The following is a 13,684-nucleotide window of genomic DNA, read 5'->3' on the forward strand; positions in this document are numbered from 1 at the left end:
TTTGCCAATCAATCGGCCGAAATTACAACGACCGCATTCGCCAGCGGGTATTCGTCTGTCAGCGTTACATAAACTGATGCAACTTTTCCCTCTGGCGTCAATTCTTCAAGTCTTTTCAGCGCCCCGTCAATCAGGACCATGTCGGGTTTGCCGCTCGGCTGGTGCACAACACCCATCGTGCTGTGATACACACCACGACGAAACCCCGTACCCAGCGCCTTGGAACAGGCTTCCTTTGCCGCAAAGGACATCGCCAGTGACGACGCCGTGCGGTGCGGGCGACGTTTGGCACGCGCGATCTCGACGTCGGTGAAAACACGGTTCATGAAACGCTCGCCATGGCGTTCCAGCGCGGTTTCAATCCGCCGGATATCACACAGATCGGTGCCAATGCCAATAATCATTATTGGTCGCCACTTTCCTGACGTGCCTCGTCCATCAACCGGCGCATTTCCGCGATACTGTTTTCAAGCCCGGTGAAGACGGCCTCGCCGATCAGAAAATGCCCGATATTGAGTTCGGCAATCTCGGGCATCGCCGCAATTGGTGAAACGGTATCAAAGCCAAGCCCATGCCCGGCATGAACTTCAAGGCCGATACTTGCGCCATAACGCACGGCATCCCTAATGCGGTCCAGTTCGCGCGCCTGTGCGGCACCGGTTGCTTCGCAATAGGCACCCGTATGGATTTCAACAACAGGCGCGCCAAGATGTCTGGCCGCATCGAGCTGCGCCTTCGATGCTTCGATAAACAGCGATACCCGAATACCGGCAGCCCCCAGTTCGGCAACATATCTTTTCAGGTGATTGTGACCACCCGCCGCATCCAGCCCGCCTTCCGTCGTGCGTTCTTCACGCTTCTCCGGAACAATGCAGGCGGCATGGGGTTTTGCCGCAATCGCAATGGCCAGCATTTCATCGGTTGCCGCCATTTCGAAATTCAGCGGAAGATCAATTTCCGCACGCAACCGCTTGATATCATTATCGGATATATGGCGACGATCTTCGCGCAAATGGGCCGTAATACCGTCAGCGCCGGCCTTTGCGGCCAGTTTGGCAGCCCGGACCGGATCGGGATGCGCCCCACCCCGTGCGTTACGGATCGTGGCAACGTGATCGATATTCACACCCAGTCTTAATTTCGCACTCATTGCGTTTCGTCCTGCTTTTTGGTGGCACTGGCCGCTGCCGAACCGATTTTCTTTTTGGCACTTTCAAGCATCGGTCCAAGACCGTGGCGTTCGGATGTTTTCATCCGGCGCAGAATGCGATTGTGACGATAGATGACCACTGCCCGACGTACCGGGAAGTAAAACAGCATCCAGACGACAAGTGAAGTGGGAACACACCCGACCATCATCGGCCAGATAATATCGACGATACTGTCCCACAACTGGCCAAGCCGGGCCTGATCGACCGTATCCCAGTGACCGAAAATCAGGCCACCACCGATATAGCTTAATCCCATGACCACAAAATCCCAAAGGACCGCCATGTTGAAATGCACGGTATCCGCGGCACGATCAACGCCAAGGATCCAGTTCCCGCACGTATATAACCACAGCCATATGAAGGGGAATGTCCAGGGATTGCCGACAATGGTGCCAAGCAATGACGCCACCAGATTGCTGCGCGTCAGCATGCTGAACAATGCCGAAAGGACAAAATGGAAGCCGATAAACGGAGTAAAGGATATTGCCGCCCCAATGGCAAAGCCCGAAGCAATGCTATAGGGCGTCCCGGGAAGTCGCGCGACCCGATGGGCGAAATATCGCGAAGACCTACGCCAGCCGCCGCGCGGCCAAAGCACATTTCTTATGCGTTGAAAAGATGTCGGTTTGATACGGCGCCGGAACATGCAGGATCAATTCATAGGCCAAACGGGACAGGCATAAAACAGGTGTGGCATATGCGTAAGTGTTAGCCGCCCGAATGGCAAGGGTTTTGCGCCCGATTTGACCAAAAGGCGAACTCCTTCACAATCCTGTTTCATCCGCGTGCACGCTCGACGGTGTTGACCACAGGTGTCGCGCGCAATGCCGCGATAATGTTGGTCAGATGTTTGACGTCAACCACATCAATATCGATCAGCATTTCAAAGAAATCCTGCGTGCGGTTGGTGAAGCGAAGGTTGGTGATGTTGCCGTGGTTCTTGGCAATCACACTGGTAATGGAACTTAATGCCCCCTGTTCATGGCCAACCGTAAGGCCAAGGCGGCCGATGAAATGTTCTGGTTCACCGTCATTATCCCAGCCGACATCAAGCCAGCGTTCCGGCTGTTCGGTAAAGGTTTCAAGCGTATCGCAATCAATCGTGTGAATGGTAACGCCCTTGCCGGTCGTGACGATCCCGACAATGCGGTCCCCCGGCAGCGGATGGCAGCAACCGGCATAATGCACGGCCATTCCCGGTATCAGCCCCTTAAGCGGTATGGCGTGATCATGCTTGCGGTTTCGCGCACGCTCATGCGGGATCACTTTCCGGGCGGTTTCGACGTCCTTTGAGCCCGGGAACACCGCATGCACGACTTCCCGACCGGTATGATGTCCCGCACCAACAGATGCCAGAAGCGTATCAACACTCGGCATTTTGAAGATTTTCAATACGCCATCAATAGCCTTGTCGGAATAGTCATACCCTTCCTGGCGGAATGCCTTCTGCAGGATGGCTTTCCCAAGGTCCTTGTATTGATCGTCCTGTTGTTGCCGGATAAAGCGGCGAATACGCGCGCGCGCCTTGCCTGTAACAACGAAGCGCTCCCATGTCGGATTCGGGGTCTGCGCCTTCGAGGTGACAATTTCGATCTGATCGCCATTGTTCAGCGTCGTGCGCAACGGCACCATCGCGCCGTTGACCTTCGCCCCGACACAGGTGTCGCCGATATGGGTGTGGATCATGTATGCGAAATCAACCGGCGTCGCACCAGCAGGCAGGGCAATCACATCGCCCTTGGGGCTGAAACAGAATACCTGATCCTGGAACATCGCCAGCTTGGTATGTTCCAGAAACTCTTCGGGCTCGGATGCGTGTTCAAGGATATCAAGCAGATCGCGCAGCCAGCGATACTGAACGCCTTCCTTGTTTTCATCCCCGCTGCCCTGTTTATAGGCCCAGTGCGCGGCAACACCGTTCTCGTTGACCTCGTGCATCTGTCGCGTGCGGATTTGCACTTCGATGCGATGGTTTTCAGGGCCAAGGACGGTGGTATGTATCGACCGGTAACCGTTGGGCTTGGGCGTTGATATGTAATCCTTGAACCGGCCCGGAATGACCTTGTAATTGGCATGCAGATAGCCAAGAACCTCATAGCATTGCGGCATGTCATCGACCAGAACGCGGAACGCCATGATGTCTGACAGCTCGCCAAACGTGATGTTCTTGCGCTGCATCTTCTGCCAGATCGAATATGGCCGTTTTTCACGTCCGTAAATATCGACCGACAGCCCCTGGCGGCTGATGACGTCTTTTAGCTCGGTAACGATGCGGTTGACGACATTGTCGTCCTTCTCGCGCAGGAATTCCAGCCGGGCGCGGATCGAATCACGTGCTTCGGGATTGATATGCTGAAAGGCAAGATCTTCAAGTTCTTCCTTGATGTCATGCATACCGATGCGTTCGGCAAGCGGGGCATAAATCTCAAGCGTTTCTGCCGCAATCCGCACCCGTTTTTCCGGCTTCGGGATGTAATGCAGCGTGCGCATGTTATGCAAACGGTCCGCAAGCTTCACCAGAAGAACACGGATGTCCTCGGACATCGCAAGCAACAGCTTGCGGAAATTCTCCGCCTGCTTTGAATCGGCAGATTTCAGTTCAATCTGTGTCAGCTTGGTCACACCATCGACCAGCTTCATGATGTTGCTGCCAAACAGCTTGGTAATTTCCTGCGGCGTTGCGTCGGTGTCTTCGATGGTGTCGTGCAGCAGCGCCGTGATGATCGTGTCGCAATCCAGCTTGTAGTTCGTCAGGATACCTGCAACTTCGATCGGATGGGAAAAGTACGGGTCGCCATTGGCACGCTTTTGCGAACCATGTTTCTGGGTCGCATAGACATATGCCCGGTTCAGCGATGTTTCGCATGCATCCGGATCATAGGCCTTAACCCGTTCCACAAGTTCGTATTGGCGCATCATTCAGTGGCTTCTCCGTATTCATCCAAAGGCCGAAATCCGGCCCTTTCATAAGATAGTACGATTTGGATAAAAAAAAGCCACGGAAGATAATCACCGTGGCTTTTCTTTTGAACTTTGCCTCAGAACAAGGTTTCTTTGGCCTTATTCGTCTTCGTCAGCAGACGGAATGGTCACACCAACCGAGGCATCCTGAATTGCTTCTGCCATCAGTTTCGGACCAAAATCGTCTTCGGATTCTTCGGGTTCATCGACTTCAACATGCCGCTGCAGGCCGGAAACCATGCCATTGCGCAGATCGTCATAATCAACGGTCTGTTCTGCGATTTCACGCAAAGCGACAACCGGGTTCTTGTCGTTGTCACGATCAATGGTCAGTTCGGCACCGGCCGAGATGTTGCGTGCACGCTGAGCTGCCAGCATCACGAGCTCGAAGCGGTTCGGAATCTTTTCAACGCAATCTTCGACGGTAACGCGCGCCATAAATGTCTCCAGAAATACTTTTGGGGTGTCCAGACCGGACTTTATAGCGTCGCATTTGCTTTGTTGCAACAGCGAAGCCATCGGGATGAACAGGTTTTTAGCGGATTTTTTGCATATCAGGATTGTTTTCGGATTTCCTGATCCGTCGGAAGGTCCGATATCAGATCGTTAATCGACCGATGAAGTTGCGGATGATGCCATTCGGGCACGATATCGCGCAGCGGCAGCAGAACGAACGCCCGTTGGTGCATGCGGGGATGGGGCACCTGAATGCCGCCCTCCTCGATCAGCAGATCATCCCCATAGGCAATCAGATCAAGATCAATCACCCGTGCTTCGTTTCTTTCGCGTCGAACGCGGCCAAATTCCGCCTCGACATGGTGAAGACGTGCCAGGAGATCATGCGCACCCAAAGCGGTTTCAAGCCGCGCAACGCCGTTGACATACCAAGGCTGATCCGAAACCGGAACCGGTGCCGTCTCGTAGAACGGAGATACGTTTGCCACAGAAATGTCGCCATCCTCGGTCAATCGTCTAAGGGCTGCTTTCAATGTATCGGCTGGTGCCCCATATTCCTCCGTAGGAAGATTGGCTCCAAAGGCGATCAGAATCACCCTGTCATTACGGGCAGTATCGTTGTTCATGGTCGACTTGCTCACGAAACTGGCTGTTGCACATCATTTGCGGGGATGCTGGCGCATAACTAAGGAAGCGATCCCGTTGTGTCCACGATATTTTCGCCCTTTCTTTGTGTGCAGTTGCACGGTAAAAAAGTCGGCGTTTCCCGAATTTTGGAAACGGCATTATTAAAAAGCTATGTTTGAGGAATTTTCAGATGATTTTTTACCCGCAGGAACGCATCGGGCTGTTCATTGACGGCTCGAACCTCTATGCCGCGGCCAGGGCCCTTGGTTTCGACATAGATTACAAACGCTTACTTGATCTTTTTGCACAAAAAGGTCAACTGATCCGGGCCTTTTATTACACCGCACTGATCGAAGATCAGGAATATTCCCCCATCCGTCCGCTCGTCGACTGGCTTGACTATAACGGCTATACCATGGTCACCAAACCGACCAAGGAATTCACCGATGCCGCAGGTCGCCGCAAGATCAAAGGCAACATGGATATCGAGCTGGCAATCGACGTGATGGAAATGGCACAACATCTTGATCATGTTGTCATTTTCTCCGGCGATGGCGATTTCCGCCGCCTTGTTGACGCTGTTCAGCGCAAAGGCGTTCGTGTCACTGTTGTGTCGACCGTGAAATCAAATCCGCCAATGGTTGCCGATGAATTGCGTCGTCAGGCCGACAACTTTATCGAGCTGACGGAACTGGAAGGCACAATCGCCCGCAAGATTCAGCAGCGTCGCGAAGACGATCATCCGGATTTTGACGATCATCCGGAACATCCTGATCTGAATGAAATTGATTTCGATTAATCACCTTTTTCAACCAAACGACCGGGCGCAGCACGCATTGCGCCCGGCAAACTGTCGGACACGTCATGACCACCTATCTGCAACCCGACAGGGACTGCGTACTTTGCCCGCGCCTTGTTGAGTTCCGCCGTGCCAATCAGGCAAAGTTTCCCGATTTTTATAACGGTCCCGTCCGCCCGTTCGGCCCCCTTGACGCACGTCTGCTTGTCGTCGGTCTTGCCCCGGGGTTAAAGGGGGCGAATGCAACCGGCCGTCCTTTCACCGGTGATTATGCCGGTGATCTGCTTTACGGCACGCTCAAGAAATTCGGCTTCGCCACGGGCACCTATGCAAAGCGCCCCGACGACGGGCTTGAACTGGTTGATTGCCGGATCACCAATGCCGTCAAATGCGTACCGCCTGAAAACAAGCCGACAGGCCCCGAAGCCAATACCTGCCGCCCCTTCCTGATCAGTGAATTTGCCGCGATGAAAAACCTTTCGGCCATTCTGTGCCTTGGACAGGTGGCCCATCAGGCAATGCTGCGCACCTTTGGCCTGAAACTTTCATCCCTGAAATTCGGTCATGGGGCATCCCATCAAATGGAAAACGGGATTACACTGTTTGATAGCTATCACTGTTCGCGCTACAACACCCAGACCTATCGCCTGACGCCAGAGATGTTTGAAAACGTCTTTGTCGATATCCGCGCACATCTGGACCGTTAAATTGCCCGATACAATACCCCTAACCGGCTTGCTCGACCGACCTGCGCAACGTCTGCCGATTGACGTTCTGCGGGAAGTTTTTGGCTATGACAGTTTTCGCGGTCAGCAGGCCGAAATCATCGATCATGTGATTGCCGGAAACGATGCACTGGTCCTGATGCCGACCGGTGGCGGCAAATCTTTGTGTTATCAGATCCCTGCCCTTTGTCGTTCGGGAACGGCAATTGTTGTATCGCCCCTGATTGCCTTGATGAAGGATCAGGTCGATGCGCTAAGCCAGCTTGGGGTCAAGGCGGCCTTTATCAATTCAACACTTTCCCCGGACGCGGCGCGCGAAATCGAAACCCGCGCAATTGATGGCGATATCGATCTGCTTTATGTCGCCCCAGAACGGTTTGCGACGGATCGTTTTCTGAACCTGCTTGACCGGATCAGCATATCGCTGTTTGCCATTGACGAAGCACACTGTGTTTCGCAATGGGGGCATGATTTCCGCCCGGAATACCGTCGGCTTGACCTTCTGCCAACGCGTTTCCCGCATGTACCGCGGGTTGCCTTGACCGCAACCGCGGACACGCCAACCCGCAAGGACATTGCCGAAAACCTGCATCTGACAAATGCGCAATGCTTCCTGACCGGCTTTGACCGCCCGAACATTACCTATCGGATCGAGACAAAGGGAAATTCAAAGCAGCGCCTTCTGTCGTTTCTGAACCGTGAGCATCCCGAAGATGCCGGGATTGTCTATTGCCTGTCGCGTCGCAAGACCGAGGATGTCGCGCAATGGCTTACCGATAACGGTCGCCCGGCCTTGCCTTATCACGCAGGTCTGACACAGGAAACAAGACAGCTTCATCAGGACAGGTTCCTGCGCGAAGACGGTCTGATCATTTGCGCTACGGTCGCCTTTGGCATGGGGATCGACAAGCCGAATGTCCGTTTTGTCGCCCATCTGAACCTGCCCAAGAGCATGGAAGCCTATTATCAGGAAACCGGCCGTGCGGGCCGCGATGGTCTGCCAGCCAATGCATGGATGAATTACGATCTGTCCGATATCGTTTCCATTCGTTCCATGCTGGCATCATCCGATGCGCCCGACAGTCAGAAACGCATCGAAAGCCGCAAACTCGATGCGCTGGTTGGCCTTGCCGAAACCACCAGATGCCGCCGACAGGTGATTTTGTCCTATTTCGGCGAAGAAGACACAAAACCCTGTGGCAATTGCGATACCTGCCTTGAACCGGTCGATACCTGGGATGCGACCGAGGCATCGCGTAAGGCACTTTCGGCGGTCTATCGTACCGGACAGCGGTTCGGACCAGCCCACATCATCGAAGTCCTGATGGGACGCAAGACCGAAAAAATCCGTCAGAACAACCATGACGATCTGTCCGTCTACGGTATTGGCAAGGATGTCTCACAGCCGCAATGGCGGTCGGTTTTCCGCCAGTTGCTTGCCATGGGATATCTTCAGGTCGATGTCGAGGGACACGGTGGCGTTTACCTGACCGAAGAATCCCGCCCCGTCCTGCGCGGCGAAAAAGTCGTTGAAATGCGCAAGGACCCGGGCGAAAGCAAACGCACCATGACCAAACGGCTGCGTGATTTCGATACCGAGTTCGAGAACGAGGAAGATCGTGATCTTTGGGAGCGCCTGCGCACCCTGCGGCGCGAGCTTGCCACCAGCCAGAATGTTCCGCCTTATGTCATTTTCAGTGACAGAACCCTTTGGGAAATGGTCCGCTTCAAACCACGGACATTGCAGGATATGGCATCAATCAACGGGGTTGGCGTCAAGAAACTCGACCAGTACGGTCTTGTTTTCCTTGATGTCATGGATGGTCGGCGCTGATCGGGACCGGCATCAAGACCCTGACAGTGCTTCCTTGATTGCACTCACAACCACATCATCTTCCGGCTTGATCCGGGTGGCAAAACTGGCAACCAGATTGCCGTTCGGATCGACCAGATATTTGTGGAAATTCCATTTCGGGGCCTGATCGCTGCCAAGTTCGGCCTCCGCCCATTTAAAGAACGGATGCGCATCTTCTCCGCGAACCGACTGTTTGGTGGTCATCGGGAAATCGACATCAAAATTGACGGTACAGAAATCCTTGATTTCGCTGTCATCGGCGTATTCCTGCCCGCCGAAATCGCCCGAAGGAACCCCCAGAACAACCAGTCCGTCGGCCCGATAGTCCGACCATAGCGCCTGAAGCCCGGTATATTGCGGGGTGTAACCACACATCGACGCCGTATTGACGACCAGAACCGCCTTGCCGCGATAATCCGCAAGGTCGATTTCGCCCCCGTCAATCGACGGGAATGAAAAATCATAGGCGTTGGTCGCTTTATCGCTGGCCATGGCAGAATTTCCAATCATCAGGCAAATGAAGCCGCACAAACCGGTATTCAACAGATTCCGCATTCCGTTTCCGAAAGTTCTGGTTTTCCTAGCCATATCGCTCTTCCGTCCATGGATCGGCATTATTGTGATAGCCACGTACTTCCCAAAATCCGGGTTTGTCGGTTTTGGAAAATGTTATCTGCTTCACCCATTTTGCACTTTTCCAGAAATACAGCTTGGGGATGATCACCCGAACCGGGCCGCCATGTTCCTCGGTCAGTGGTGCGTCTTCCCAATGATGGGCCAGCAACACGTCATCATCGATAAACTGATCAATCCGAACATTGGTCGTATAGCCGTCATGGGCGGTGAAAAGCACGTGGCGGGCATCTGATGTCGGCTTTACCAGATCGGCAAGCGATAAGGCTGACACACCCTGCCAGTGATTGTCGTAGCGCGACCAGCTGGTCACGCAATGAATATCGTTTTTGGCCATAAAGGGCGGCAGATCAAGCAATTGTCCGAAATCAAGCGTGACGGGGTTTTCAACCGCACCATCAATCGTCAGGCGAAAGTCATCCGTTCCGACATGCGGCGTAATGCCAAGATCAAGCACCGGCCAGTCCTTTACCTCGCGCTGGCCGGGTGGCAGGCGATTTTCATGTGCATGATCGGCCTGCCCCGTCAAAAGACGGCCGTTTTCTGCCCATTTCTGTTTCGCTTCGATCAGCTTTTCCTTGATCTTGCCACTGAAACCATCAGCCATTCATCATCCTCCCTGACCACATCATACGAAAAATGGCGCAGTCATGTTCACCATGTCTGCGCCATTTATGCATTCTATCGCCATTGGCAAGCAATACACATGCTTGCGAGGCAGGACTATTATCCGAAATCCCGCATGATCCGGGCCTTGTCACGCTGCCAGTCACGTTCCTTGACCGCCTCGCGCTTATCAGCCTTTTTCTTGCCTTCCGCTATCGCCAGTTCAAGCTTGGCGATGCCGCGATCATTGAAATAAAGCTTCACCGGAACAAGGGTGAACCCCTTTTTGTTCAGGGCGTCGCTCATTTTCGTGATTTCGCGTTTATGCAGAAGCAGTTTGCGCGGACGGCGTTCTTCATGGCCGAACGGCATCTTGCTTTGATATTCTGGAATATAGGCATTAATCAGCCAGATCTCGCCGTTCTTTTCTTCGGCATAGGATTCCTGAATGTTCCCCTTGCCGTCACGAAGCGACTTGACCTCGGTCCCGCGCAGGGCGACCCCGGCTTCAAAAGTTTCCGTCAGGAAAAAATCAAACCGGGCCCGCCTGTTTTGCGCGACAACCTTATTATTGCTGTCTTCTTTTTTCGGTGCCATTACAACAACTTGTAGGCCGAAATTAATCCCTTAGGACAAAATTCCGGCAGTGCGCAGCGCGGATTCAACGCGCTGCTTGGATTCTTCGGTAATCTCGACCATCGGCAGACGCATGTGGCTGCCGCAAAGGCCAAGAAGCTCGGCTGCATATTTGACCGGTCCCGGGCTGGTTTCGCAGAACATCGCCTTGTGAACCGGCAGAAGTCGATAATTCAACTCCTGAACCTTGGCAATGTTCCCGGCCGCCCATGCAGCGTGCAATTCCGCGCAAAGCTTCGGCGCGATGTTGGATGTGACCGAAATGCAGCCATGCCCGCCCTGCGCCAGGAACGGAACAATGGTGCCGTCTTCGCCCGACAACTGGCAGAAATCCGCCCCTGCCGCCAAACGCGTCAATGCCGGACGTTCCAGATCGCTGGTCGCGTCCTTCACACCGACGATACGCGGCAGTTTCGAAAGCTGTGCCATCGTATCAACCGACATGTCCACGACCGACCGGCCCGGAATGTTGTAGATCACGATCGGAATATCGGTCGCGTCATGAATAGCCTTGTAATGCGCATACAGGCCACGCTGACCGGGTTTATTGTAATACGGTGTTACAACAAGTGCCGCATCCGCACCGGCATTCTGGGCATGACGGGTCAGCGAAATCGCTTCGGCGGTCGAATTTGAACCCGTTCCGGCAATAACCGGGCCGCGGCCCTTGGCAACTTCAAGTGCCAGTTCGACAACGCGGTGGTGTTCCGCATGGCTCAAAGTCGGCGATTCACCCGTGGTTCCGACCGGCACAACACCGGTCGTGCCCTGTTTAAGCTGCCAATCCACAAACGACTGGAACGCTTTCTCATCGATTGCACCATCCTGTGTGAACGGTGTAATCAAAGCGGTAATCGAACCCTTAAACATCGATATCTCCAAATCTTATCGTGGATTGAAAGCGACGCGAAAATAGCGGCTGTTAAGGCATCCGGCAAGCGTCTGTATACATTAAAGCGCGCCTTGTTTGATCAAGGTTACTCTTTCGTCTTACGACCGATTGGCAATTGGCTGTTTCACTGCCATAATAAGGGTGTCTGGAGCGCATTACCTGCCGTAAGGCAAAAGGGGAATTTTAAATGGCGCATGCGTCTTTCCGCGGTGTTTCGATCTGCGCATTGGCACTCGGTATGTTCACTTTGCTGACGCCGATTGGCGATAAGGCATTGGCCGCAAGTCAGGATAAAAATATCCTGACCGAACTGCCGCCATCACCGGCGTTTTCGTCGGTTAGCCGTGCGCGGCTGAATGTTTTTCTTGATGCGCTGGAAGACGGCCGCACAAAAACATTCGAAAAACTTCTTCCCAACTTTGACGACCCGCTGCTTCAGAAAGCCAGCGAGTGGATGTGGCTGATCAGCCCGAATTCCGGCCGCAGTTTCGAAGAAATCACAAATTTCATTGATGCCAATCCGAAATGGCCCAGTCAGTCACTGCTGCGTCAGCGCGCCGAAGAAGCCATGACTGATGCCGTTCCAGACGATGTCGTACTGGCATGGTTCAAGCGGTCCGCACCGGTTACGGCAGACGGTGCCACCCGCCAGATAAAGGCGCTTCTGGTGACCGGCGAAATTGAAGCCGCAACCACCCTCATACGCAACAGCTGGGTGAATGAAAACTTCGGCACCGGTCAGGAGAAGCGTTTTCTGGATCGATACGGCAAATATATCGATCAGGAAACCCATCAACAGCGCCTTGACCGCCTTCTGTGGGAGGGGCGTCTTGGACCGGCAAGCCGCACTGAAAAATATGTCAGCAAAGATTATCTTTTGCTGGCCAAGGCACGCGCAGCCTTGCGGTCGCTCGACCCCGGTGTTGACGGCGCAATCAACCGTGTCCCCAAGAAATACCAGAACGATCCGGGCCTTATCTATGAACGCGTTCGCTGGCGCCGGATAAAGGATCGCGATCAGGAAGCGCGTGACCTGCTGCTCTCGCAGGCCAATGATCTCGCCTATATTTCAATCCGGCCGCAATACTGGTGGATTGAAAAGGCGATTCTTGCGCGCCGCGCCCTTCAGAAGGGGCATATTACCGATGCCTATCGTCTGGTTGCCAATCATGGCCAAAGTGATGCAGGCGATATCGCCGAGGCAGAATGGTTTGCCGGATGGATCGCTCTTGAATTCCTGGGCGATGCCCGCATCGCGCTGACCCATTTCCAGAACCAGTATGACGTCGTGCAATACCCGATCAGCCGTGCACGCGGGGCCTATTGGGCCGGCCGGGCCAACGATGCGATTGGGGACAAGGAAAAGGCGCGCGAATGGTACAGGCTGGCAGCCGATCATGCCCATACCTTCTATGGCCAGCTTGCCATTGATGCACTGGGTGCCAAGCCCACCTACTCTGTTGAACAACCCGTCCCGACGGAACAGCAACGCGCCGATTTCGAATCGCAGGAACTGACACAGGTTACCCGCAAACTTGGCGAGATGGGCCTTGGCAACATCATTCGTCCGTTTGTCATGGCGCTTGTTTATGCGCATGACGAGCCGGAATATCTCGCCATGGCAACCGATCTTGCGCGCGAATATGGCCGTGCCGACCTTGCAATCATTGCCGCCAAACGCAGCATCCGGACCGGTAGCGGATATCTGGATGCCGCCTATCCCATTCATGAACAGGTACCGCTTGGTCACAATCCCGACCCCGCACTGGTCCACGCAATCATGCGTCAGGAAAGCCTGTTTAACCCCGAAGCCGTTTCGTCGGCCGGTGCACGCGGCCTGATGCAGTTGATGCCTGCAACCGCCGAACGCATGGCCAAGGACCTTGATCTTGAATACGAAACCGCGCGTCTGACGGCCGATCCGGGCTTCAATATCTCGCTGGGGCGCGAATATCTTTCGAAACTTCTGGATCGCTGGGATGGTGAAGAAATACTGACCATCGCCAGCTATAACGCCGGTCCAAGCCGCGTAAGACAGTGGATTGCAGAATATGGTGATCCACGAGACGCCGATGTTGACCCGGTCGACTGGATCGAAATGATCCCCTATAGCGAGACACGCAATTACGTCCAGCGCGTTATGGAAGGGACCTATGTCTATCGCCGCCGCTTCGCACGCGACGAAATCGCAATGGGTCAGCAGGATGAAACACCCTCAAATTCCCAGTGATCTGATCCAGCAACAGCGATCCGTTAGAGACAGTTGAACCGTTTGCGGTTTGC

General features: G+C 54.1%; 14 protein-coding genes. 4 read left to right on the plus strand and 10 right to left on the minus strand.

Annotated features, from left to right (window positions below):
- Window positions 1-8: 8 nt before the first annotated feature.
- The 6 genes from acpS to folK all read right to left on the minus strand — a co-directional run bounded on the left by acpS (window position 9) and on the right by folK (window position 5,254).
- Complete coding sequence (gene acpS, locus IT971_RS10820; protein WP_007089492.1) at window positions 9-404, minus strand: holo-ACP synthase; 396 nt, start codon at window positions 402-404, stop codon at window positions 9-11.
- On the minus strand, window positions 404-1,150 hold the full coding sequence (locus IT971_RS10825; RefSeq protein WP_007089491.1) for a pyridoxine 5'-phosphate synthase: 747 nt from the start codon (window positions 1,148-1,150) through the stop codon (window positions 404-406). The genes acpS and IT971_RS10825 overlap by 1 nt, the downstream gene beginning before the upstream one ends.
- Window positions 1,147-1,809, minus strand: coding sequence for a DUF2062 domain-containing protein (locus IT971_RS10830; protein WP_223305105.1), 663 nt, complete (start codon window positions 1,807-1,809; stop codon window positions 1,147-1,149). The genes IT971_RS10825 and IT971_RS10830 overlap by 4 nt, the downstream gene beginning before the upstream one ends.
- 179 nt (window positions 1,810-1,988) lie before the next feature.
- The gene (locus IT971_RS10835) at window positions 1,989-4,130 is read right to left on the minus strand and encodes a bifunctional (p)ppGpp synthetase/guanosine-3',5'-bis(diphosphate) 3'-pyrophosphohydrolase (protein ID WP_007089489.1); all 2,142 of its coding nucleotides are present in this window, start codon (window positions 4,128-4,130) and stop codon (window positions 1,989-1,991) included.
- Window positions 4,131-4,271: 141 nt separating this feature from the next.
- Entirely contained in the window at window positions 4,272-4,610 is a 339-nt protein-coding gene (rpoZ, locus tag IT971_RS10840; protein ID WP_007089488.1) for a DNA-directed RNA polymerase subunit omega, read from the minus strand.
- Window positions 4,611-4,726: 116 nt separating this feature from the next.
- Window positions 4,727-5,254, minus strand: coding sequence for a 2-amino-4-hydroxy-6-hydroxymethyldihydropteridine diphosphokinase (folK, locus tag IT971_RS10845; RefSeq protein WP_037991235.1), 528 nt, complete (start codon window positions 5,252-5,254; stop codon window positions 4,727-4,729).
- A gap of 191 nt (window positions 5,255-5,445) precedes the next feature.
- Here folK and IT971_RS10850 point away from each other — a divergent pair, with 191 nt between their 5' ends.
- The 3 genes from IT971_RS10850 (at window position 5,446) to recQ (ending at window position 8,613) form a co-directional block, all read left to right on the plus strand.
- Window positions 5,446-6,054: an NYN domain-containing protein gene (locus tag IT971_RS10850; protein ID WP_007089486.1), complete on the plus strand. Its 609-nt coding sequence runs from the start codon at window positions 5,446-5,448 to the stop codon at window positions 6,052-6,054.
- 65 nt (window positions 6,055-6,119) lie between these two features.
- Window positions 6,120-6,761 carry a uracil-DNA glycosylase gene (locus IT971_RS10855; protein WP_063091944.1) on the plus strand — a complete coding sequence of 214 codons (642 nt, stop codon included), beginning with the start codon at window positions 6,120-6,122 and terminating at the stop codon, window positions 6,759-6,761.
- Window position 6,762: 1 nt separating this feature from the next.
- Window positions 6,763-8,613: a DNA helicase RecQ gene (gene recQ / locus IT971_RS10860; protein WP_063091943.1), complete on the plus strand. Its 1,851-nt coding sequence runs from the start codon at window positions 6,763-6,765 to the stop codon at window positions 8,611-8,613.
- 12 nt (window positions 8,614-8,625) lie between these two features.
- Here recQ and IT971_RS10865 read toward each other — a convergent pair whose 3' ends face one another.
- The 4 genes from IT971_RS10865 to dapA form a co-directional block, all read right to left on the minus strand.
- Window positions 8,626-9,126 (minus strand): glutathione peroxidase, encoded by a 501-nt coding sequence (locus IT971_RS10865; protein WP_139328143.1) that lies wholly within the window; start codon window positions 9,124-9,126, stop codon window positions 8,626-8,628.
- An 88-nt stretch (window positions 9,127-9,214) separates the two neighbouring features.
- Window positions 9,215-9,874, minus strand: a complete 660-nt coding sequence (locus IT971_RS10870; protein WP_063091942.1) for a sulfite oxidase-like oxidoreductase — start codon at window positions 9,872-9,874, stop codon at window positions 9,215-9,217.
- A gap of 119 nt (window positions 9,875-9,993) precedes the next feature.
- Window positions 9,994-10,470, minus strand: a complete 477-nt coding sequence (gene smpB, locus IT971_RS10875) for an SsrA-binding protein SmpB (RefSeq protein ID WP_007089481.1) — start codon at window positions 10,468-10,470, stop codon at window positions 9,994-9,996.
- Between the two features lie 30 nt (window positions 10,471-10,500).
- Window positions 10,501-11,379 carry a 4-hydroxy-tetrahydrodipicolinate synthase gene (gene dapA / locus IT971_RS10880; protein ID WP_007089480.1) on the minus strand — a complete coding sequence of 293 codons (879 nt, stop codon included), beginning with the start codon at window positions 11,377-11,379 and terminating at the stop codon, window positions 10,501-10,503.
- A gap of 209 nt (window positions 11,380-11,588) precedes the next feature.
- On the opposite strand from dapA, the gene IT971_RS10885 reads away from it, so the two are divergent.
- Window positions 11,589-13,631, plus strand: a complete 2,043-nt coding sequence (locus tag IT971_RS10885; RefSeq protein WP_037991246.1) for a lytic transglycosylase domain-containing protein — start codon at window positions 11,589-11,591, stop codon at window positions 13,629-13,631.
- Window positions 13,632-13,684 lie beyond the last annotated feature (53 nt).

This window comes from Thalassospira sp. B30-1, assembly GCF_015767575.1.
Lineage (GTDB): Bacteria > Pseudomonadota > Alphaproteobacteria > Rhodospirillales > Thalassospiraceae > Thalassospira > Thalassospira xiamenensis.